This is a genomic window from Streptomyces sp. RG80 (assembly GCF_040446465.1).
In the GTDB taxonomy this organism is placed as follows: Bacteria; Actinomycetota; Actinomycetes; order Streptomycetales; family Streptomycetaceae; genus Streptomyces.
Map to the genome: position 1 here is coordinate 1 of NZ_JBEAAJ010000025.1, position 22,165 is coordinate 22,165.

Sequence of the window (22,165 nt, forward strand, 5' to 3'; positions counted from 1 at the left end):
GCATGATCGTGCCGTGCATCGTGAACGCCTGGTTGAACTGCTCGTTCGACATGATCTGCAGACCCGGCCGGGCCAGCTCGGCGCGCATGAACAGCGCCAGCAGACCACCGATGCAGAAGAACGCGAACGACGTGACCAGATACAGCGTTCCGATCGTCTTGTGGTCAGTGGTGGTGAGCCACTTGATCACGACGTTGCCGGGCTGCTTGCGCCGGACCGGCAGTTCGTCCGCGTAGTGGGACTCTGCCGCGGCACCCTGGGGTTCGTTGAGGATGCTCACAGGTTGTTCGTCTCCCGGTTCTTCTCATGGGCGGTCTGCTCGATGCCCGCGGGAATGTAACCGGTCTGCCCCTTCTCAGCGAGTTCCTTGAGGTGCTGCTCGTACCGCTCGGGAGAGACGACCTTCACGTTGAACAGCATGCGGGAGTGGTCGACGCCGCAGAGCTCGGCACACTTGCCCAGGAAGGTGCCCTCCTTGTTGGGGGTCACCTGGAAGGAGTTGGTGTGCCCCGGGATGACGTCCTGCTTCATCAGGAACGGCACCACCCAGAAGGAGTGGATGACGTCACGTGAGGTGAGGACGAAGCGGACCGTCTTGCCCTTGGGGAGCCAGAGGGTCGGACCCGGGTTGTTGGTCTGCGGGTTCCGCGTGCCGGGCGTGCCGACGTCGTAGACACCGCCGGCGTTCGCCGGGAAGTCCTTCTTGAACCGGTCCGGAATCGCGTCCAGGTTCTCGTCGGTCTTCGCGTCGCCGGTGGAACCGTCGACGTTCTCGACGTAGTTGAAGCCCCAGCTCCACTGGAAGCCGACCACGTTGACGGTGACATCGGGCTTCTTGTCGAGGCTCAGGAGCTTCGACTCGTCACGAGCCGTGAAGTAGAACAGCACCGAGACGATGATGAGGGGGACCACCGTGTACAGCGCCTCGATGGGCATGTTGTACCGGGTCTGCGGAGGAACCTCGACCTTGGTGCGGCTGCGCCGGTGGAACATGGCGCTCCACAGGATCAAGCCCCAGACCAGCACGCCGGTGGCGAGCGCGGCCGCCCACGAGCCCTGCCACAGGGAGAGGATCCGCGGAGCCTCTTCGGTGGTGGGGGTGGGCATACCAAGGCGGGGGAAGTCCTTGTATGTGCAACCGGTCGCGGTCGCCAGGACCAGGCCCGCGGTCATTGCCTGCAGCAGCTTCCGCCGCATCGGGCGCCGCGGCGAGCGGTCGGAGCCGTTGGGACTCACGTAGCGCCTTCCCGAGAGTCTCGCCCGCGCGTATTGGCTGCGGCCTGCCTTACTCGGTGGTCGGTCGCCGCCCTGCGTCGGGCAGGGGTTTGGATGTTTATGCGGACCAAACCCTAGCCGACGCTCTCCGAGGGTTCGCGGGGAGGGGTGCCTACTGGAGTGGGTGGTTCGCTGGATTGGCGGCTGCGGGTTGTTTTGGGCTGATCGCGCAGTTCCCCGCGCCCCTGGCGGGGTTAGCGTTGGCGGGTGTCTTACTTCGACGCTGCTTCCAGTGCGCCTCTCCATCCCGTTGCTCGTCAGGCTCTGTTGGCCTCCCTTGATGAAGGGTGGGCTGATCCCTCTCGGCTTTATCGGGAAGGGCGACGGGCTCGGTTGCTGCTGGATGCCGCTCGGGAGGCTGCTGCCGAGACTGTCGGGTGTCGGCCGGACGAACTCCGTTTCACTCCCTCCGGAACCCACGCCGTGCACGCCGGAATCGCTGGGGCGTTGGGTGGGCGGCGGCGCGTCGGGCGTCACCTGATCGTGTCAGCGGTTGAACACTCCTCCGTGCTCCATTCGGCCGAAGCCCAGGAGCGGGAGGGCGGTTCGGTCACCCGGGTGAGTGTCGACCGTACGGGGCGGGTGGACCCCGCGGGGTTCGCGTCCGGGCTTCGGTCGGACACCGCGCTGGCCTGTCTCCAGTCCGCCAACCACGAGGTGGGGACCGCGCAGCCGGTCGCGGAGGTCGCCGAGGTCTGTCGGGCCGCCGGGGTGCCGTTGCTGGTGGACGCGGCACAGTCGCTGGCCTGGGGCCCGGTCGAGGGTGCGTGGTCGGTGCTCGCCGGAAGTGCGCACAAATGGGGTGGTCCGGCGGGGGTCGGGCTGCTCGTCGTCCGCAAGGGGGTGCGGTTCGCCGCTCAAGGGCCCACGGACGAAAGGGGATACGGCTTCGAGAACCTCCCGGCGATCGTCGCGGCGGCGGCCTCGCTACGGGCGGTGCGGGCCGAGGCGGACCAAGAGGCGCTGCGGCTGCGGGAGCTGACGGAGCGGATCCGGGGCCGGGTGCCCCGGCTGGTGCCGGACGTGGAGGTGGTGGGGGATCCGGAGCGGCGGCTGCCCGGGATCGTCACCTTCTCCTGTCTCTATGTCGACGGGGAGACTCTGCTGCACGAGCTGGACCGGGAGGGTTTCTCCGTTTCGTCCGGCTCGTCCTGCACCAGCAGCACGCTGACGCCGAGCCATGTGCTCAAGGCGATGGGGGTGCTGAGTGAGGGGAATGTGCGGGTGTCGTTGCCGTTCGGGGCGACGGAGGAGGATGTGGAGAGGTTCCTCGCCGTTCTGCCGGGAACGGTGGCGGGGGTGCGGGAGAAGCTCGGCGCGCCGACGTCGACGACGACGCCGGCCGTACAGACGGACGAGTTCCTCGTCGACTCCCTCGGCAAGCGCTGCCCGATCCCGGTCATCGAGCTGGCGAAGGTCATCGGGGATGTGCCGGTCGGCGGGCTCGTCCGGGTCCTCTCGGACGACGAGGCGGCCCGCCTGGACATCCCGGCGTGGTGCGAGATGCGGGAGCAGGAGTACGTGGGAGAGGAACCGGCGGACAGGGGAACGGCCTATCTGGTCCGCCGGCTCACCTGACGGACTCAGCCCAGCAGGCCCTGCACCTCGGCCGCGGCCTCGTCCCCGTACGCCTTCGTGAAGCGCTCCATGAAGTGGCCGCGCCGCAGCTGGTACTCCTGCGTGCCCACGGTCTCGATCACCAGCGTCGCCAGCATGCAGCCCACCTGGGCCGCGCGCTCCAGGGAGACTCCCCAGGCCAGTCCGGACAGGAAGCCCGCGCGGAACGCGTCGCCGACACCCGTCGGGTCCGCCTTGCGCTCCTCCTCCGGGCAGCCGACGACGATCGGCTCCTCGCCGACGCGCTCGATCCGCACACCCTGCGCGCCGAGGGTGGTGACCCGGTGGCCGACCTTGGCGAGGATCTCCTCGTCCGTCCAGCCGGTCTTGGACTCGATGAGTCCCTTCTCGTACTCGTTGGAGAAGAGGTAGGTGGCGCCGTCCAGCAGTATCCGGATCTCGTCGCCGTTCATCCGGGCGATCTGCTGGGAGAAGTCCGCGGCGAACGGGATCGAGCGCGAGCGGCACTCCTCCGTGTGACGGAGCATCGCCTCGGGGTCGTCGGCGCCGATGAGGACCAGGTCCAGGCCGCCCACGCGGTCGGCGACGGTCTTCAGCTCGATGAGGCGGGCCTCGCTCATCGCACCGGTGTAGAAGGAGCCGATCTGGTTGTGGTCGGCGTCGGTGGTGCAGACGAATCGGGCGGTGTGCAGCGTCTCCGAGATACGGACGGAGGCGGTGTCGACGCCGTGGCGGTCCAGCCAGGCCCGGTACTCGTCGAAGTCGAAGCCCGCGGCCCCGACCAGGATCGGCGCGGTGCCGAGCTGGCCCATGCCGAAGGCGATGTTCGCGCCCACGCCGCCCCGGCGTACGTCAAGGTTGTCGACCAGGAAGGAGAGCGAGACCGTGTGCAACTGGTCCGCTACGAGCTGGTCGGCGAAGCGTCCGGGGAAGGTCATGAGGTGGTCGGTGGCGATGGAGCCGGTGACTGCGATGCGCACGGCGTGGACTCTCCTGTGGGGAGAAACTGGGTTGACGGTTCACGCTACCCGGTCCTCGGTGACCTCTGAAGCCGCCAAAACTACCCGATAGTAGATCTTTCTTCGCGGGCTCCGACCTGCATACGGTGCCGTCATGACGAACCTCAAGGTCCACGCCCCCGCTCCGGCCGACCTGGACGGCGATCTCGCGTCCCTGCGCGGGGACTGCGCCCGGATGGCCCCGCACTGGGCCGCTCCCGACCGGGTGGCCGCCCGTCCCGTCTCGCCCTCGCTCATCCACGGGGTGACCGTGCCGACGAAGTCCGCCCGGCTGCTGGACGCGATGTCGGACTACGGCGACTGAAACCGGGCGCCCTCAGGGGAACCGTGCGCTCCCCCGCTGCGTCCCATCGCTGTCCCCTGTAAAGGGGACATGGGATACGACCCTCCAGCCGGCCGTTTTGACGTGGTCGGGTCAGGGTCATAGGGACATCTGCGCGGCCGAAGGAGCGATGCGGTGAACACCGAGCGACCCGAGAACGACGACGACGCCGAGGTCGGCAAGACCACGGGCGCCGATGAGGGCGCCGGGAACGCCGAGGACGAGGGCCAGGGCCAGGACGGTACTGCGGCGGAGGGCACTGCGAGGCCGCAGGCTTCCGAGGCTTCCGAGGCTTCCGAGGCTTCCGAGGCTTCCGAGGCTTCCGAGGAGGGTGCCTCTGGCGGTTCCGAGCCTGTGGAGGCTGTCGAGGCCACCGAGCCCTCCGGAGCTGTTTCCGGGTCTTCCGAGGCGTCCGAGGTGACCGAGGCTCCTGAGCTCGCCGCGGCTTCCGCGTCCTCCGAGGTGCCCGAGGCTGCCGAGCCGGCCCGGGCGCCTGCCGCCCCCGCCGTCCCCGAGCCCTCCGAGGCTCACTCGGACGAGATCCCCCGGGACGGTGAGCCCGAGCCCGCGCACTCCGTCCGGCGGCGGTCCCCCGTGCTCATCGCCTCCGTCGCCGCCGCCGTGCTGCTCGTCGGAGGCGGTGGGGCGTATCTCGCGGCGTCCGCTCCCGGTGGGTCGGGCGGGGATACGACGTCCGGGGCGAACGGCGACGACACTCCCCCGCCGCTCCACCTCGACGGATACACCGGGGGTGACGACGGCGGCACCATCGGTATCGCGCCGGGTGAGCCCAATCCGTACGGCGTGACCTACCAGGCCGAGGGCATGCTTCCGGACGGCCCCGACGAGGTCCCGGTCTACCGGGCGGTCGGCGAGGTCACCAAGGACGAGGTGGAGCTGCTGGCCGAGGCACTCGGGGTGGACGGGACGCCCGTCCTCGAGGGGAAGGCCTGGAAGGTCGGCGCGCAGGACGCGGCCGGGCCGAGTCTCCAGGTCAACCAGCAGGTGCCGGGGGCGTGGACGTTCCACCGGTACGCGCCGGGCACCGACGACTGCCGGAGCGAGACCGTGTGTGCGAGCGACCCCGCCGCCCCGGCCGACGACCCGGTGAGCGAGGACGTCGCCGAGAAGGCCGCGGCGCCGATCCTGAAGGCCGTCGGGCAGGACGACGCCAAGGTCGACGCGAGCCAGATCATGGGCGCCCAGCGGGTGGTGAACGCCGATCCGGTGGTGGGCGGGCTGCCGACGTACGGCTGGACGACCGGGGTCACCGTCAACGCGCAGGGTGAAGTGGTCGGCGGCAGCGGTCAGTTGAAGGCGCCGGCGAAGAGCGACAGGTACCCCGTCGTGGGCGCCGAGAAGGCGCTGGAGCTGCTGAACGCGAAGCCGGCGGGCGGGCACCGGATGGGGATCGGCGGCTGCGCCACGGCCGTACCGCAGAAGGACCGGCTGGAGGCGCCCTGCGGGTCGGAGTCGACGGGTGGAGCGCCGCGGCAGGACACGATCACCGTCGAGAAGGCCGTGTTCGGGCTGGCCTCGCACTATGTGGACGCACGGCAGGCGCTGGTGCCGTCGTGGCTGTTCGAGGTGCGGGCGTCGGGCGCGCAGGACGCCTTCACGGTGACGTATCCGGCGATCGACCCGAAGTACCTGGCCTCGGCCACGCCGTCCGCGGAGCCGACGGATCGGCCGAGCCCCCGGCCGACCGGCCCGGAGCCCGACCCCGACCAGCCGACCGCGGCGCCGGCGCCCCATGATGTGATGGTCAGTGGCTACACCGCCGAGGGCGACGAGCTGACCGTGAGCTACACGGGCGGGGTCTGCTCCGACTACAAGGCGTCCGTGGTCGAGAGCTCGGACAAGGTGACGGTCCGGGTGACCGGGACGCCGTTGCCGGACAAGGTCTGCATCCTGATCGCGAAGTACTACCAGGAGACACTGCGGCTCAAGGCACCGCTGGGCGACCGGGAGGTCGTGGGCTCGGACGGCAAGGGGATCCCGCTGGAGAAGGCGGGCGCCCGGGTGCCGGAGACGTCCGGGGCGCGGTAACGCGTTTCACGTCCCGGAACGCACGGAGGCGGCGGCCCTGTCGGAGGGGGCCGCCGCCTTCGCGTGTGTTCGGTTGTTCAGCGTGGTCCGGCAGGACCTAGTTGAACGAGTCGCCGCAGGCGCAGGAGCCCGTCGCGTTGGGGTTGTCGATCGTGAAGCCCTGCTTCTCGATCGTGTCGACGAAGTCGATGGACGCGCCACCGAGGTAGGGGGCGCTCATGCGGTCGGTGACGACCTTGACGCCGTCGAAGTCCTTGACGACATCGCCGTCGAGGGAACGCTCGTCGAAGAACAGCTGGTAGCGCAGGCCCGAGCAGCCACCGGGCTGGACGGCGACGCGCAGGGCCAGGTCGTCACGGCCTTCCTGGTCGAGCAGGGCCTTGACCTTCGCCGCGGCGGCGTCGGACAGGATGATGCCGTCGGTGACGGTGCCGGTCTCGTCCGATACGGACATCTACATCTCTCCCGGGTTGTACGGAGACTGCTTGCCGACGGTTGCAACCGTCGGGGCCGCGGATTCATTCCGGGCCGAGCGACTTGTCTTTCCGCCCTGTCTCTTCATGCTCGCACACCGCCGACGAAGCGAACAGCGACCGTCGGTCCGAGCCGCCGCTATGGCACCGGGATTCATGTCACACCGACACTATGGCCATCGTCAAAGTGACGTGAAGCGGTTATGATAGATAACGTCAATTCGACGAAAACTACCGCCGGTCCGGCCAACGGGCCGGCGAGCCGCAGAACAGAAAGGGTGCGTGTCGTGACCACCGCCCAGACCCCGGAGCTCGACGTACAGCCGACTCCTCTTGCCCTGCTGCTCCTCGGCCGGGAGGCCGACCCGAAGAGCGAGCGCGGTGTCGAGTGTCCCGGCGACCTGCCCTCGCCGTCCGACCCCGACCTGGTCGAGCGGGCCCGCGCGGCCAAGGAGAAGCTCGGCAGCAAGGTCTTCGTGCTCGGCCACCACTACCAGCGCGACGAGGTCATCCAGTTCGCCGACGTCACGGGCGACTCCTTCAAGCTGGCCCGGGACGCGGCCGCGCGCCCGGAGGCCGAGTACATCGTGTTCTGCGGTGTGCACTTCATGGCGGAGTCGGCGGACATCCTGACCTCCGACGACCAGAAGGTGGTCCTCCCCGATCTCGCCGCCGGCTGCTCGATGGCCGACATGGCCACCGCCGAGCAGGTCGCCGAGTGCTGGGACGTGCTGACCGAGGCCGGGATAGCCGAGCAGGTCGTGCCCGTCTCGTACATGAACTCGTCCGCGGACATCAAGGCGTTCACGGGCAAGCACGGCGGCACGATCTGCACCTCGTCGAACGCCAAGAAGGCTCTTGAGTGGGCCTTCGAGCAGGGCGAGAAGGTTCTCTTCCTCCCCGACCAGCACCTCGGCCGGAACACGGCCGTGCGGGACATGGGGATGACGCTGGAGGACTGCGTCCTGTACAACCCGCACAAGCCGAACGGCGGGCTGACCGCCGAGCAGCTGCGCGACGCGAAGATGATCCTGTGGCGCGGCCACTGCTCGGTGCACGGCCGCTTCAGCCTGGAGTCGGTGCGGGACGTGCGCGAGCGGATCCCGGGCGTCAACGTCCTGGTGCACCCCGAGTGCAAGCACGAGGTCGTGGCCGCGGCGGACTACGTCGGCTCGACCGAGTACATCATCAAGGCCCTGGAGGCGGCTCCGGCCGGCTCGAAGTGGGCCATCGGGACCGAGCTGAATCTCGTACGGCGCCTGGCGAACCGTTTCGCGCCCGAGGGCAAGGAGATCGTCTTCCTCGACAAGACGGTCTGCTTCTGCTCGACCATGAACCGCATCGACCTGCCCCACCTGGTGTGGACGCTGGAGTCCCTCGCCGAGGGCAACCTCGTCAACCGCATCGAGGTCGACAAGGAGACCGAGGCGTTCGCGAAGCTGGCCCTTGAGCGGATGCTGGCCCTGCCGTAGGACTCCTGCGGCGCCCGCTCACCCCTCGGGGTGAGCGGGGTCCAGGCTGAAGACCGTCCCGTTCGGTGTGTTCACGACCACCGCCCCGCCGTACAGCGACACCGTGGACTTGATCGTCTCGCCGCTGGCGAGCTGGTCGGCCTGGGCGCCCGTCTCCCAGAGCAGCGTGCCCTCGCGGGAGTCGAGGGCGGCGACCCGGCCGCTGATGCTGGCCAGGTAGAGCGTGTGGGTGGTGGGGTCGTAGGCGGGCCGGCCCGAGTCCTCGGCGCTGGTGCGGGTCTGCCAGAGCTGTTCGCCGGTCAGCGGGGAGACCGCGGTGACCTGGCCGTTGGCTCCGGTGATCCAGACGGTGCCGGCGGCGAGGCGGATCGAGCCTCGGTAGGTCCGCGTGAGCTCGGTCGTGGTGGTGGCGCCGGTGTCCGGGTCGAGGAGCCGGATCCCGTCGTAGCTGTTCTCCTCGAGGCGGGCCGGGCCGGAGCCGGCATCGACCGCGACGGCGACGGCGAGACGGCCGTCGACGGTGCCGAGCAGGCCGCTCCCGTTCGGGGTGCTCAGACGTCGGCGTACGGTTCCGTCGGTCTTGTCCAGTTCCAGGAGTACGGCGTCCTTGGACTCGTCGTCCGGGAAGCAGTGCGCGTACAGGCGGGAGTCCGCCGTCTCGAAGGTGCAGTAGTCGCCGGCGGGCAGCTGGGTGGTCCAGAGGTCGGTGCCGGTACGCGGGGAACGGGCCGTCACCAGCCGGCCACTGGCGTCGGGGGTCATGACGAGGTCGCCGGCCATGAGCTGGTCGGCGCTCGGCCCTCCCCGGTCGCGGGCCCACAGCTGGTCGCCGGTCTGGGGGTCGAGGGCGACGATGCTCGACCTGGTGCTCCCGTCGGCGGCGAAGACGTCGTGCTGAAGGATCATCGCGTCGTCCCGCACGCCGAGGAGAGTGAAGCTGTTCCCGGACGAGTCCGTGCCCTCGGCGGCGGTCGCGAGGGCGGCACGCCAGACGGTGGCGCCGGTACGGCCGTCCAGGCGGACCGGGAGGATGGTGTTGCCCGCGCAGTAGACCGCGTTCTCGTACGTCCGGCAGGTGGCGTCGCTCGTGTCCTCGCCGGCCTTCGCCACGGGGTTGACCTCGCCCGACCGTGCGGTCTCGAACATCGTGGACTGCCAGGCCTGCCAGCCCTGAGGCACCGTCGACCAGCGGGTGGCCCCGGACGCGGCGACGCTCGTCTCCTGGGGGGTGTCCGAGAATCCCGGGCCGAAGCGTATGTACCCGAGCAGGCCGAGGCCCACCGCGCCCAGCGCGCCGACGGTCATCAGCAGGGGGCGACGGCCGGGGCGGCGGCTCCACCGGGCCCGGCCGCGGGGCTTCGGCAGGCCGGTCGCCGCCGCCGGGTCGGCGCCGCCGTAGGTCTCCTCCACCGTCCTCAGGTCGGTCAGGCGGAGGGTGGTGGTGTCCGGGTCCCTGGGGTCGGTCTCGGGCAGGGCCTCGGCGAACTCCTTCGCCAGTACGTCGAGAGGGGGCCGGTCGGCGGCCTCCTTGACCAGGCAGCGCTCCAGGACCGCGCGCAACGGCCCCGGTACACCGTCGAGTCCCGGCTGCTCGTGGACGACCCGGAAGGCGGTCAGGTACGGGCTGTCGGCGTCGAAGGGGCCGCGTCCGGTGGCCGAGAAGACCAGGAGCGCGGCAAGGGAGAAGACGTCCGAGGCGGGTCCGACCGTGCGGGCGTCGGTGAACTGTTCCGGTGACATGAAGGGCGGGGTGCCGATCATCTGGCCGGTCTCGGTGAGCGTCTGGTGGTTCTCGGCGGCGCGGGAGATGCCGAAGTCGATGACGCGGGGGCCGTCCTCGGCCATCAGGACGTTGGCGGGCTTGAGGTCCCGGTGGACGACCCCGGCGCGGTGGATGTCCTGGAGGGCCTCCACCAACCCCAGGGCCAGGCGGCGCAGTTCGGTGCCCTTGAGGCCGCCGTGGTCGCGGATCCGTTCGGCGAGGGAGCTGCCGGGGACGTACTGGGTCGCCATCCAGGGCCGTGCCGCGTCCGGGTCGGCGTCCACCACGGGCGCGGTGAAGGCGCCGCTGACCTTGCGGACGGACTCGATCTCCTGCCGGAAGCGGGCGCGGAAGACCTTGTCCTCCGCGTACTGGGCGTGCACCACCTTGACAGCGACGTCACGGCCCGAGCGCGATCTGCCCCAGTAGACGACGCCCATGCCGCCGGATCCGAGCCGATCGACCAGTTTGTACCCGCCGACCGATTTCGGGTCGTCCTTGTGCAATGGCACGCCCGAATCCCTTTCCCGCGCACGGCAGTTCGAGGCCACAGAATACGCAGGGAAGAACAAGAGGGCGGCCGGGTGCCCGGCCGCCCTCCCACTCCTACGGAATCGTCACACTCCGGCCGGTTCCGGCTGCGCCGGTACCTCCGCCTTCTTCTCCCGCTTGGCCGCCCGCTTCTTCGCCCGGCGCTCCTTGCGGAGCTCCAGCATCGTGTAGAGGGTCGGGACCAGGAGGAGGGTCAGCAGGGTCGAGGTGATCAGGCCGCCGATCACGACCACCGCGAGCGGCTGGGCGATGAAGCCGCCCTCGCCGGTGACCCCGAGGGCCATCGGGAGCAGGGCGAAGATCGTCGCCAGGGCCGTCATCAGGATCGGGCGGAGCCGGTGCCGGCCGCCCTCGATGACCGCGTCCACCGTCGAATAACCCTGCTTGCGGTACTGGTTGATCAGGTCGATCAGCACGATCGCGTTCGTCACCACGATGCCGATGAGCATCAGCATGCCGATCATCGCGGGGACGCCCATCGGGGTGCCCGTGAGGAGCAGCAGGCCGATCGCGCCCGTCGCCGCGAACGGGATCGAGACCAGCAGGATCAGCGGCTGGACCAGTGAACGGAACGTCGCCACCAGCAGCATGAAGACGATCGCGATCGCCGCGAGCATCGCCAGGCCCAGGTTCTTGAACGCGCTGTCCTGGTCCGAGGTGACGCCGCCGATCTCGGCCGTGGCGCCCGCCGGGAGCTTCAGGGCGTCGAGCCTGCTCGTCAGGTCCTGGCTCACCGCGCCCGTGTTGTCGCCGGTCGGCTTGGCGGTGATGGTCGCCGCGCGCTGACCGTCGATCCGGGTCATCGAGACCGGGCCGTCCGCCAGCTTCACGGTGGCGATGTCGCCCAGCTTCACCGCTCCGAGCTTCAGGTTCCTCAGCTCGTCCAGGGTCCGCGCCGGCTTCGCAGACCTGATGACGACGTCCCGCTCGGTGTCGTCCAGGATCGCCCGGGCGGCCGTGGTGCCCTTGACCGCCTCGGCGACGGCCGCGCCGAGGGTCTGGTCGTTGTAACCCGCCGCGGCGGCCTTGGAGTTGGCCTTCACCGTGATGCGCGGCACGCTCTGCGCCAGGTTGCTCGTGACGTCCGTGACGTCGTCCAGGCCCGCGACCGTCTTGCGGACCTCCTCCGACGCCTCGCGCAGCACGTCCCCGTCGGCCGCCTTCACGACCACGCTGAGGTCCTGGCTGCCGAAGCCGTCACCGGCCGCGATGGTCGTCGTACCGATGCCGTCGAGCTTCTTCAGGCCCGCCTCGATGCGGTCCTGCACGTCCTCGTACGAGGCCGAGTCGTCCAGCATGACCTGGTACGAGGCCTGGTTGGTGTCCGTGCCGCCGCCGAAGGCCGCCATGAAGCCGGACGAGCCGATGGTGACCTGGTAGTCCTTGACGCCCTCGGTGTCGGCGAGCAGCTTCTCGACCTTCTTCGCCTGCTCGTCGGTGGCCGCCAGACTGGTGCCGGGCTTCAACTCCTGCTTGACGGTGAGGACTTCCTGCTCGCCCTGGTCGAAGAAGTTGGTCTTGAGCAGACCGGACATGCCGAACGTGCCGACGAGGATGACGACCGCGATGAGCACGCTGGTGAGACGGCGCCGGGTCGCGAACCGCAGGACGGGGACGTAGAGGCGCTGGAGCCTGCTCCTCGCCTCCTTCTCCTCCGCGAGGCGGCGGGCTTCCTCGGCGTCGGCCGGGGTGCCCTTCGGGGCCCGCAGGAACCAGAACGACAGGACCGGGACCACCGTCAGCGAGACGAGCAGCGACGCCAGGAGGGCCGCCGTCACCGTCAGGCTGAAGGAGCCGAACAGCTCGCCCACCATGCCGCCGACCAGGCCGATCGGCAGGAACACCGCGACCGTGGTGAGGGTGGAGGAGGTGACCGCTCCGGCGACCTCGCGGACCGCCTTGAGGATGGCCTCCTGGCGCTCCTCGCCATAGCCGAGATGGCGCTTGATGTTCTCCAGGACCACGATCGAGTCGTCGACGACCCGGCCGATGGCGATGGTCAGCGCGCCCAGCGTCAGCATGTTGAGCGAGAGGTCGCGGGTCCACAGGACGATCAGCGCGAGGACGACGGAGAGCGGGATGCTCACCGCCGTGACCAGCGTCGAGCGGACCGACGCCAGGAAGACCAGGATGACGAGGACCGCGAAGAGCAGACCGAGCGCGCCCTCGGTGGTCAGGCCCTCGATGGCCTTGGAGACCGCGGGGCCCTGGTCGCTGACGACGGTGATCTCGGAGCCGGAGCCGAGGTCCCCCCGAAGGTCGGCGAGCTTGTCCTCGACCGCGTTCGAGATGGAGACCGCGCTGCCGTCGTGGTCCATGGTGACCATGACCGCGAGGCTCGGCTTGCCGTCGGTGCGGGTGATGGAGTCGGCCGCGGCCTGCTCCTGCTTCACCGCCGCCACGTCAGCGAGGCGTACGGGCTTGCCCGTGCCGGTGACCATCAGGTCCCGGATCTGCTCGACCGAGGTGAAGCCGCCGCCGACCTGGACGGTGCGGTTGGCGCCGCCCTCGTCGAAGGAGCCGGCCGGGACGGTCGCGCCGCCCGCCTGGAGGGCCTGGGCGAGGGCGGCCGAGGTGAGGCCCGCCTTGGCGAGCTTCGTGTCGTTGGGGGTGACGGTGACCTGGAGGTCGCGGACGCCGTCGACGGTGACCTGACCGACGCCGTCGATGGACTTCAGGTCCGGTACGACCGTCTTGTCGAGCTGGTCCGCGAGGGCCTGCTGGTCGGTGTCGGAGGTGACGGCGAGGACGACGGTCGGCATGTCGTCCGTGGAACCGGCGACTACCTGCGGGTCGACGTCGTCCGGGAGCTGGGCGCGGGCCCGGTTGACGGCCTGCTGGACGTCGGCGACGAGCTGCTTGGTGCCGCTGCCGTAGTCGAAGGACGCCATGATGACGGCGTTGCCCTCTGCGGCCGTGGAGGTGACGCCCTCGATGCCGTCGACCGCTTCGAGGGCGTCCTCGATGGGCTCGACGACCTGCTTCTCCACGACGTCCGGGGAGGCGCCCTGGTAGGGGGCGAGCACGGACACCATGGGCAGTTCGATGGAGGGCAGCAGCTGCTGCTTGAGCTGGGGTATCGCGATCGCTCCGAAGGCGAGCGCGATGATCGACATCAGGCCTATGAGGGCACGTTGCGCGAGGCTGAATCTCGACAGCCAGGACATGGGTGAGGGTTCTCAATTCTGTGAGCGGCAGAAGTGGCCCCTACACCCTGTGCCCTGTGGGGCGGGTGTTCCGTAGCCCCCAGGTCCCGTTCCTTATGCCGCGCATACTCCGGCCGCAGTACGACCGGGTGGAGGTCAGTCCACCCTTGGACGTACCAGCCCGGACTCGTAAGCGATCACCACGAGCTGCGCCCGGTCGCGGGCACCGAGCTTGGCCATGGCCCGGTTGACGTGCGTCTTCACGGTCAGCGGGCTCACTTCGAGGCGCTCGGCGATCTCGTCGTTGGAGTGTCCGCCGGCCACCTGGACCAGGACCTCGCGCTCGCGGACGGTGAGGGCCTCGAGCCGAGCGGTGCGGGCCGGGTCGGCGGTCTCGTCCGCCGCGTCGCCCTGGGCGAGGAAGCGGGCGATCAGGCCCTTGGTGGCGGCCGGGGAGAGCAGGGCCTCGCCGCCGGCCGCGATCCGGATGGCGCTGAGCAGCTCGTCGGGCTCGCTGCCCTTGCCGAGGAAGCCGGAGGCTCCGGCGCGCAGCGACTGCACCACGTAGTCGTCGACCTCGAAGGTCGTCAGGATCACCACCCGGACCTGGGCGAGTGAGGGATCCTCGCTGATCAGGCGGGTCGCGGCGAGACCGTCGGTGCCGGGCATCCGGATGTCCATCAGGACCACGTCGGCCCGCTCCTGCCGGGCCAGCCGCACCGCCTCCGCGCCGTCGGACGCCTCGCCGACGACCTCCATGTCGGGCTCGGAGTCGACGAGCACCCTGAAGGCGCTGCGCAGCAGGGCCTGGTCGTCGGCGAGCAGGACGCGGATGGTCATACGGGGTCCTCTGCGGGGCGTACGGCGGGCGGCTTGGTGCTACGACAACTGCTGCGGGGTGCCCGTGAGTTCCGCGCCCGGGTATTCAGGCGGGTCGTACGGTGTCGTCGGCGGCGCGGCTGCGGGTCTTGACCGGCAGGATCGCATGCACGCGGAAGCCGCCGCCGTAGCGGGGACCGGTGGTGAGGGTGCCGCGCAGGGCGGTGACACGTTCGCGCATGCCGAGGAGGCCGTGGCCACCGCCGTCCGCCGGGTCCTCGTCGTCCCCGGCGCCGTTGTCGAGGACGGTGATCTCGATGTTCGGCCCTACCCGGACGACGCTGACCTCGGCCTTCGCCTCGGTACCGGCGTGCTTCTGGACGTTGGTGAGGGCTTCCTGGATGACCCGGTAGGCGGCCAGGTCGACGGCGGCGGGGAGCTTGGTGTCGCCGTCGGCGCGGGCCACCTCGACATGCTGGCCGGCGCTGCGGAACGTGCCGACGAGCTCGTCGAGGCGGTCCAGTCCTGGGGCGGGCTCGGTCGGGGCCTCGGGGTCGCCGGACTGTCTGAGCAGGCCGACCGTGGCCCGCAGTTCGTTGAGCGCCGAGCGGCTGGCCTCGCGTACGTGGGCGAGGGCCTCCTTGGCCTGGTCGGGGCGCTTGTCCATGACGTGCGCGGCGACGCCGGCCTGGACGTTGACCAGGGCGATGTGGTGGGCGACGACGTCGTGCAGGTCCCGGGCGATCCGCAGACGCTCCTCCGCGACCCGGCGGCGGGCCTCCTCCTCGCGGGTGCGCTCCGCCTTCTCGGCGCGGTCCCTGATCGCCTGCACGAAGGCGCGGCGGCTGCGGACGGCGTCTCCGGCGGTGGCGCCGATGCCGGTCCAGGCGAAGATGCCGAGGTTCTCCTGCGCGTACCACGGCAGGGGGCCGCCGAGCATGGCGGCGGCGGTCAGGACGGTCATCGTGAGCAGGCCGACCCGCCAGGTGGTGGGGCGGTCGGTGGCGGAGGCGACGGTGAACAGGGCGATCACCGCGGACATCGCGACGGGGGCACGGGGGTCGCCGGTGACGCACTCGACGATGGAGAATCCGCCGGTGAGGGCCAGCACGGTCATCGGGGCGCGGCGGCGGAACACCAGGGCGGCGGCGCTGAGGCCGATGAGGACCAGGCTCAGGGGGGCCGGTGTGCGGAAGCCCCAGGTGACGCCGTCGGGACCGCGGGGGTCCACGAACGAGCCGGCCACCATGCAGCCGAGGACGCCGGCCGCGAGTACGGCGTCCAGCGCCATGGGGTGCGCCTTCAGCTGGTGCCGGACGCGGTCGAGGGTGCTCACGTCTGCCAACGGTACGGGGGCCCTGCGGGGCTTGGAACGGGGGTTGGCTGTCGGTTTCCTGTGTTCGTGGGCGGTGTTACGCGTGCCCTCGCTGGGGGCTGCCGCCCCCAGGCCCCCGCTTCGGCCCTTAAGGGGCCTTGTCCTCAATCGCCGGACGGGCTGGATGATGTGGACCGGCGTCGAAAGGTGCCGGACGGGCTGAAATACAAACCACGCTCCCGGCAAAGCCTCTCAACCCGGGATCAGCCCGTCGTCGCTGAGCAGGTCCCGGACCTCCTGGAGGGTGGCGTCCGGGGACGGGAGGATCAGGTCCGAGGGTTCCAGGGCGTCGTCCGGCAGAGGTTCGCCCAGTTCTCGGACCTTGGACAGCAGAGCCTCGAAGGTGCGGCGGAAGCCTGGGCCGTCGCCGTTCTCCATCTCGGCCAGCAGTTCGTCGTCCAGCTTGTTCAGCTCGGCGAGGTGGCCGTCGGCCAGTCTCACCTGCCCCTCCCCCATGATCCTGACGATCATGTCGCCCTCCTAAGGCGTGGGCCTACTGCTTGTCGAAGCGCGGGGTGTCCTGCGGCTGCTGCTGGGACTGCGGTTGACCGGTGCCGCCCTCGATCGCCTGCTGGGACGACCCTCCGGCGAGCTCGGCCTTCATGCGCTGCAGTTCCAGCTCTACATCCGTACCACCGGAGAGCCGGTCCAGCTCGGCCTGGATGTCGTCCTTGTGCATGCCGGACTGGTCGTCGAGCGCCCCGGAGGCCAGCAGTTCGTCGATCGCGCCCGCCCTCGCCTGGAGCTGGGCCGTCTTGTCCTCGGCACGCTGGATGGCCATGCCGACGTCGCCCATCTCCTCGGAAATGCCGGAGAACGCCTCGCCGATCCGGGTCTGTGCCTGGGCCGCGGTGTAGGTGGCCTTGATCGTCTCCTTCTTGGTACGGAAGGCGTCGACCTTGGCCTGGAGCCGCTGGGCCGCCAGGGTGAGCTTCTCCTCCTCGCCCTGGAGCGTCGCGTGCTGCGTCTCGAGGTCCGTCACCTGCTGCTGGAGCGCGGCGCGACGGGAGAGCGCCTCGCGGGCCAGGTCCTCACGGCCCAGCGCCAGCGCCTTGCGGCCCTGGTCCTCCAGCTTGGAGGACTGGTTCTGAAGCTGGTTGAGCTGGAGCTCCAGACGCTTGCGGGACGTGGCGACGTCCGCCACGCCTCGGCGCACCTTCTGGAGCAGCTCCAGCTGCTTCTGGTACGAGTAATCGAGGGTTTCGCGCGGGTCCTCGGCCCGGTCAAGGGCCTTGTTCGCCTTCGCGCGGAAGATCATCCCCATACGCTTCATGACACCGCTCATGGGCTTCGCGCGCCCCCTTCTGACCGAGTCCAGCTTCAGCTCTGCGACAGAACCCACAGTACGGGCCCTGCATCCATTGACGCACTGTTCGGGGACGGATGCGCTCCTCCCCAAGGACGACTGGCCAAGGCCTTGCTCCGGCGTAAGGAGTAGGTGACCTTCAGGGTGAGCAGTCGGTCACCGGACGTCCCCTCTGTCCCCCTACATGACGACTGGTGTTGCCGGATCGTTCCCCACCGGGCTGGGGTCCAACCCCGGGCACCCCTTACCCTTGGGTTTTGTGTTCCGTAGCCGCTCCACCAAGGACGAGAAGGCCGCCCCCGCCGACAAGGCGCAGGTGACCGACTCCAGTCAGATCCGCCACCCCGAGGCGAAGAAGGGCCGCCCCACTCCCAAGCGGAGCGAGGCCCAGTCGCAGCGCCGCAGCGTGGCCAATACGTCGATGACGCGCAAGGACGCCGCCAAGCGGCAGCGTGACGAGCGTCGCGCGGCGCTGGAGAAGCAGCGCCAGGCGCTGGCCGGCGGTGACGAGCGGTATCTGCCCGCCCGTGACAAGGGCCCGGTCCGCAAGTTCGCCCGCGACTTCGTCGACTCGCGGTTCAACGTGGCCGAGTTCTTCCTGCCGATGGCCGTGCTCATCCTCGTGCTGAGCATGGTGCAGGTGGCCTCGCTCCAGAACATCGCGCTGCTGATGTGGCTCGTCGTGATCGTCCTGATCGTGCTCGACTCGGTCCTCACGGTCTTCCGTCTGAAGAAGCGCCTGGCCGAGCGCTTCCCGGACCAGTCCCGCAAGGGCGCGGTCGCCTACGCCCTCATGCGCTCCCTCCAGATGCGCCGGCTCCGGCTGCCCAAGCCGCACGTCAAGCGCGGAGAGCGGCCCTGAGCACTACGCCGTTCACCGGGGGCGCGGCGGATGCCTGGCTGAGCAGGCTGGGTGGGCTGCGGGATGTCGTACGACAGGAGCTGGTGGCCCGGCAGCTCGACGAGCAGATAGTGGGCCGGTACCCGGTCGGGCGGCGGTTGCGCGTGCTCGACGTGGGGATGGGTCAGGGCACCCAGGCGCTGCGGCTGGCCCGGGCCGGACATCAGGTGACCGGGCTCGAGCAGGACGCCACGATGGTCGCGGCGGCCCGTCAGGCGCTGTGCGCCGAGCCCGAGGGCATCCGGGAGCGGATGCGGATCATCGAGGGGGACGGCCGGGACACCGGGGTCCACTTCCTGCCGGGCAGTTTCGACGTCGTGCTCTGCCACGGCGTGCTGATGTACGTCGAGGAGCCGGATCCGCTGCTGGCCGGGCTGGCCCGGATGCTGGCACCGGGCGGGCTGCTGTCGTTGCTCGTGCGCAACGGCGACGCGCTGGCCATGCGGCCGGGCCTGTCGGGTGACTGGGCCGGTGCGCTCGGCGCCTTCGACACCGTGTCGTACACCAACCGGCTCGGCCTCGATGTGCGGGCGGACCGGCTGGAGACACTGACCGCGACACTGGCCGGGATCGGGGCGCCGCTCGCCGCCTGGTACGGGGTGCGGGTGTTCACGGACACCGCGGTGGACGGGGCGGAGATCCCGGCCGACCTGGAGTCGCTGCTGGCCGCCGAGGAGCGGGCCGGGCGGACGGAGCCGTACCGACGGGTCGCGGCGTTGTTGCATCTGTGCGGCGTGCGGGGCTGAGGGTGCGCTCGTTCGGGTGAGCTGCACAAGCCGGACATTCACCCCGTAGAGAGACTCGGGGCATGGACGCTTCCCGTAACCGTGCCCTCCGTCTCGTCGTGCCCGTCACCGCGCTCGCGTGTTCCCTCGCGCTGCTGTCCGGATGTTCCGACTCCTCGTCGAAGTCGTCGAAGCCGTCGAAACCGGAGTCCTCGATCACCCAGGCCGCCGCCGCGCCCGCCGTGGACAGCGACCTCCAGGACGACTACACGAGGGTCATCAAGGAGGTCCTGCCGTCGGTCGTGCAGATCCAGGCCAGCAGTGACCTGGGATCCGGGGTCGTCTACGACGACAAGGGGCACATCGTCACCAACGCGCATGTCGTGGGCGACGAGAAGACCTTCCAGGTGACGACCGCGAACAGCGAGGACGCCCTGTCCGCGAAGCTCGTCTACGCGTACCCGGAGCAGGACCTCGCCGTCATCAAGCTGGACAAGGTGCCGGACGGCCTGAAGGCGGCCGCCTTCGGGGACTCCTCGAAGGTCGAGGTCGGACAGATCGTGCTGGCGATGGGTTCGCCGCTCGGGCTGTCGTCCAGTGTGACCCAGGGCATCGTCTCGGCGACCGGGCGGACCGTCACCGAGAGCCGCTCGGGCGGCGGTACGGGCGCGACCATCGCCAACATGGTGCAGACCTCCGCCGCCATCAACCCCGGCAACAGCGGCGGCGCCCTCGTCAACCTCGACGGACAGGTCATCGGCATCCCGACGCTCGCCGCGACCGACCCCGGCCTCGGGGACAGCGCGGCGCCCGGTATCGGGTTCGCGATCCCCGCGTCGATGGTGAAGACGGTCGCCGACCAGATCATCAAGAACGGCAAGGTCACCGACTCGGGCCGGGCCGCGCTCGGCATCACGGGCCGCACCGTCGTGGACGACCGATACCGGGCCTCCGGCGTCGCGGTCGTCGAGGTGAAGAGCGGCGGGGCCGCCGACAAGGCCGGGATCGAGGCCGGGGACATCATCACCGGGCTCGGCGACACGGACATCACGACGATCACGTCCCTGTCCGAGGCGCTGGCGGCGGACGAGCCGGGCGACAAGGTGAAGGTGACGTACACCCGGGACGGTGCCGAGCAGACGGCCGACGTGACGCTGGGCGAGCAGTGAGAAGGGGCGGCCGGGAATCGGCCGCCCCGTTCCTCGTGCCTACGCCTCTTCGGCGTGCAGGCTCATCGGCCCGTAGATTTTCGTACTGTCCTCGAACAAGTGCACCTGGTCCGCGCCGCCCTCCGCGAGGTCCTTCCAGTACTCACCGACCCAGGATTCGGCATCCCCCTGCGTGGTGAACTCCTCGGGTTGCACCGCGGGCTGAACCTCCGTCCCGTCGGCCTTCTCGAATCGCCACGTCCATGCCGCCATACAGGCCTCCTTCTGTGAACACGGGTGCCCCGAGCCTATGCGCTCAGCTGGGAGGTTGTACTTCGTCTGCGCGTCCGGTGGGGGCTTGTCGCGCAGTTCCCCGCGCCCCTAAAGACATCCAGCGCGCGCAAGATCATGAGCGACCGGCGAAAATCTAGCCGTGGAACTCACTCTCCTCGGTACCGGCGCCCCCGCGGGACTCCCCCGCCCCGACTGCCCCTGCGCGGCCTGCGCCGTCGCGCTCGGCCCCGATGCCCGGGCCGCCACCGCGTTGCTCGTCGACGGGGCGTTGTTGCTCGATCTGACGCCTGGGGCGGCGTTCGCGGCGGCTCGGGCCGGGCAGTCGTTGGGGCAGGTGCGGCAGGTGTTGTTGTCGCATCCGCATGACGGGCCCGCCGTGGAGGTGCCGGCGGGGCTGCCGCAGCCGGGGCGGGTGCCGGACGGGCGGGAGTTGGCGCTGCTGACGGGGCATCGGGTACGGGCGGTGGCGATGGACTCGCCCGGCACCGGGTACGCGGTGACCGGGCCGGACGGGCAGCGGCTGCTGTATCTGCCGCCCGGGGGCGCTCCGGCCGGGCTGGAGGAGAACTCCAAGGACGGTTACGACATGGTGCTCGCCGATGTCGTGGGGCGGCCGGACGCGCTCGCCAAGCTGCGGGCGGTCGGCGCGGTGGGCCCGGCCACCGACGTCATCGCCGTCCACCTCGACCACGACGTGCCGCCCGGCGCCGAGTTGCGGCGCCGGCTCGCCGCGGCGGGCGCGCGGGCCGTGCCCGACGGGACGACGCTGTCCGTCGGCGTCTACGAGGACGTACCTGACGTGCCGCGGCGGACCTTGGTGCTGGGCGGGGCGCGGTCCGGGAAGTCGGTGGAGGCGGAGCGGCGTCTGGAGGCCTTCCCAGACGTGCTGTACGTCGCCACGGGCGGGTCGCGGAACGGGGACGGCGAGTGGGCGGCGCGGGTCGCCACGCACCGGGAGCGGCGGCCCGGGTCCTGGCGTACGGCCGAGACCTGCGACCTGGTGCCGCTGCTCGCCGACGACGGGCCCGCGCTGCTGATCGACTGTCTGTCGCTGTGGCTGACGGACGCGATGGACACCGTGGGGGCGTGGGACGACGCGGAGTGGGCCGACGGCGGGGAGCGGGCGCTGCGGGAGCGGGTGCGGGAGTTGACGGAGGCGGTACGGGCGACCCGGCGGACCGTCGTCGCCGTATCGAACGAGGTGGGGTCGGGGATCGTGCCGGCCACCGCCTCCGGGCGGCGTTACCGGGACGAACTCGGGCGGCTCAACGCGGCGTTCGCCGGTGAGTGCGAGCACGTGGTGCTCGTGGTGGCCGGGCAGGCGGTCGCGCTACGCGGGTGAGGGCTCCCGGCGCGCGATGACACGGGTCGTCCTCGACAGTCGCTCGAGGAGCGGGTGACGGTGGGTCGGGACGATCGCGCAGTGCCGGGCGGCGAGTTGCGCGCGGAGGTCGTCGGCGGCCGCCGCGGTGGTCTCCAGCAGCAGATGGCCGCCGGGGCGCAGGAGGGTCAGGGCCGCGTCGAGGCCGTCGGTGGAGTGCCGCATGCTGACCACGTCGTAGCGCGCGGTGAGGACCCGGGCGAGGTGGGGGTCCGTCAGATCGCCGACGTACGCCTCCTCCACCCGTTCGGCCTCCCTGGCCCGCTCCACGCGGGGCGTCGGGTCGATGCCGTCGAAGGACGTGTACGGGAAGAGTTCCCTGGCCGCCGCCGGGAAGCGGGCGTCGCCGGTGCCCACGTCCAGCCAGCTCTCCGGTTCGGGGGCGACCCGCAGGACCGCGCGGGCCGTCGAGCGGTGCCGCCGTCTTTCGTCGAGGTCGCTGACACGGGTGCGCAGGCGCTTCATGGGGGCTCCCTGAGACGTACGACAATCCGCTGCAAAACGGAACGTATGGGATCTCGATCTTGGGAGCAACGACGTCCGGGGCGCGTGGTGGCGATGTGGCGCC

General features: G+C 70.4%; 20 protein-coding genes. 8 read left to right on the forward strand and 12 right to left on the reverse strand.

The features are described from left to right. On the reverse strand, positions 1–280 hold a 280-nt coding region (locus tag ABKA17_RS47285), incomplete at its 3' end, for a cbb3-type cytochrome c oxidase subunit I (RefSeq protein WP_353698677.1). Further along, the gene (ctaC, locus tag ABKA17_RS47290) at positions 277–1,236 is read right to left on the reverse strand and encodes an aa3-type cytochrome oxidase subunit II (protein WP_353698678.1); all 960 of its coding nucleotides are present in this window, start codon (positions 1,234–1,236) and stop codon (positions 277–279) included. The genes ABKA17_RS47285 and ctaC, both read right to left, overlap by 4 nt. Positions 1,237–1,482: 246 nt before the next feature. Here ctaC and ABKA17_RS47295 point away from each other — a divergent pair, with 246 nt between their 5' ends. Then, entirely contained in the window at positions 1,483–2,853 is a 1,371-nt protein-coding gene (locus ABKA17_RS47295) for a cysteine desulfurase/sulfurtransferase TusA family protein (protein ID WP_353698679.1), read from the forward strand. A 5-nt stretch (positions 2,854–2,858) separates the two neighbouring features. Here ABKA17_RS47295 and ABKA17_RS47300 read toward each other — a convergent pair whose 3' ends face one another. After that, positions 2,859–3,833 carry a carbohydrate kinase family protein gene (locus ABKA17_RS47300; protein ID WP_353698680.1) on the reverse strand — a complete coding sequence of 325 codons (975 nt, stop codon included), beginning with the start codon at positions 3,831–3,833 and terminating at the stop codon, positions 2,859–2,861. A gap of 133 nt (positions 3,834–3,966) precedes the next feature. Between ABKA17_RS47300 and ABKA17_RS47305 the strand changes: the two genes are divergently transcribed. After that, a complete protein-coding gene (locus tag ABKA17_RS47305; protein WP_353698681.1) occupies positions 3,967–4,176 on the forward strand; it encodes a hypothetical protein in 210 nt (69 codons plus the stop codon). A gap of 153 nt (positions 4,177–4,329) precedes the next feature. Next, positions 4,330–6,243 (forward strand): hypothetical protein, encoded by a 1,914-nt coding sequence (locus tag ABKA17_RS47310; protein WP_353698682.1) that lies wholly within the window; start codon positions 4,330–4,332, stop codon positions 6,241–6,243. Positions 6,244–6,340: 97 nt separating this feature from the next. Here ABKA17_RS47310 and ABKA17_RS47315 read toward each other — a convergent pair whose 3' ends face one another. Further along, positions 6,341–6,697 (reverse strand): HesB/IscA family protein, encoded by a 357-nt coding sequence (locus tag ABKA17_RS47315; protein WP_353698683.1) that lies wholly within the window; start codon positions 6,695–6,697, stop codon positions 6,341–6,343. A gap of 306 nt (positions 6,698–7,003) precedes the next feature. Between ABKA17_RS47315 and nadA the strand changes: the two genes are divergently transcribed. Further along, positions 7,004–8,188, forward strand: a complete 1,185-nt coding sequence (gene nadA, locus ABKA17_RS47320; RefSeq protein WP_353698684.1) for a quinolinate synthase NadA — start codon at positions 7,004–7,006, stop codon at positions 8,186–8,188. 18 nt (positions 8,189–8,206) lie between these two features. On the opposite strand, the gene ABKA17_RS47325 is transcribed toward nadA, so the two are convergent. The 6 genes from ABKA17_RS47325 to ABKA17_RS47350 form a co-directional block, all read right to left on the reverse strand. Beyond that, a complete protein-coding gene (locus tag ABKA17_RS47325) occupies positions 8,207–10,462 on the reverse strand; it encodes a serine/threonine-protein kinase (protein ID WP_353698685.1) in 2,256 nt (751 codons plus the stop codon). A 105-nt stretch (positions 10,463–10,567) separates the two neighbouring features. Next, entirely contained in the window at positions 10,568–13,669 is a 3,102-nt protein-coding gene (locus ABKA17_RS47330) for an efflux RND transporter permease subunit (RefSeq protein ID WP_353698686.1), read from the reverse strand. A 135-nt stretch (positions 13,670–13,804) separates the two neighbouring features. Then, positions 13,805–14,488 carry a response regulator gene (locus ABKA17_RS47335; protein WP_353698687.1) on the reverse strand — a complete coding sequence of 228 codons (684 nt, stop codon included), beginning with the start codon at positions 14,486–14,488 and terminating at the stop codon, positions 13,805–13,807. Positions 14,489–14,573: 85 nt separating this feature from the next. Next, entirely contained in the window at positions 14,574–15,803 is a 1,230-nt protein-coding gene (locus ABKA17_RS47340; protein WP_353698688.1) for a sensor histidine kinase, read from the reverse strand. 231 nt (positions 15,804–16,034) lie between these two features. Continuing rightward, positions 16,035–16,313, reverse strand: coding sequence for a PspA-associated protein PspAA (gene pspAA, locus ABKA17_RS47345; RefSeq protein WP_353698689.1), 279 nt, complete (start codon positions 16,311–16,313; stop codon positions 16,035–16,037). Positions 16,314–16,335: 22 nt separating this feature from the next. Continuing rightward, positions 16,336–17,100 carry a PspA/IM30 family protein gene (locus ABKA17_RS47350; RefSeq protein WP_353698707.1) on the reverse strand — a complete coding sequence of 255 codons (765 nt, stop codon included), beginning with the start codon at positions 17,098–17,100 and terminating at the stop codon, positions 16,336–16,338. A gap of 232 nt (positions 17,101–17,332) precedes the next feature. On the opposite strand from ABKA17_RS47350, the gene ABKA17_RS47355 reads away from it, so the two are divergent. From ABKA17_RS47355 to ABKA17_RS47365, 3 genes are all read left to right on the forward strand, one after another. Then, positions 17,333–18,010 carry a DUF3043 domain-containing protein gene (locus ABKA17_RS47355; RefSeq protein WP_353698690.1) on the forward strand — a complete coding sequence of 226 codons (678 nt, stop codon included), beginning with the start codon at positions 17,333–17,335 and terminating at the stop codon, positions 18,008–18,010. Between the two features lie 83 nt (positions 18,011–18,093). Further along, positions 18,094–18,795 carry a methyltransferase domain-containing protein gene (locus ABKA17_RS47360; protein WP_353698691.1) on the forward strand — a complete coding sequence of 234 codons (702 nt, stop codon included), beginning with the start codon at positions 18,094–18,096 and terminating at the stop codon, positions 18,793–18,795. Between the two features lie 62 nt (positions 18,796–18,857). Further along, positions 18,858–19,943, forward strand: coding sequence for a S1C family serine protease (locus tag ABKA17_RS47365; RefSeq protein WP_353698692.1), 1,086 nt, complete (start codon positions 18,858–18,860; stop codon positions 19,941–19,943). Between the two features lie 39 nt (positions 19,944–19,982). Here the strand turns inward: ABKA17_RS47365 and ABKA17_RS47370 are convergent, their stop codons facing one another. Then, positions 19,983–20,195 (reverse strand): hypothetical protein, encoded by a 213-nt coding sequence (locus ABKA17_RS47370; RefSeq protein WP_046262608.1) that lies wholly within the window; start codon positions 20,193–20,195, stop codon positions 19,983–19,985. A gap of 160 nt (positions 20,196–20,355) precedes the next feature. Between ABKA17_RS47370 and ABKA17_RS47375 the strand changes: the two genes are divergently transcribed. Next, positions 20,356–21,558 (forward strand): bifunctional adenosylcobinamide kinase/adenosylcobinamide-phosphate guanylyltransferase, encoded by a 1,203-nt coding sequence (locus ABKA17_RS47375; RefSeq protein ID WP_353698693.1) that lies wholly within the window; start codon positions 20,356–20,358, stop codon positions 21,556–21,558. On the opposite strand, the gene ABKA17_RS47380 is transcribed toward ABKA17_RS47375, so the two are convergent. Continuing rightward, positions 21,547–22,062, reverse strand: coding sequence for a class I SAM-dependent methyltransferase (locus tag ABKA17_RS47380; RefSeq protein WP_353698694.1), 516 nt, complete (start codon positions 22,060–22,062; stop codon positions 21,547–21,549). The genes ABKA17_RS47375 and ABKA17_RS47380 overlap by 12 nt on opposite strands. Positions 22,063–22,165: the final 103 nt, after the last annotated feature.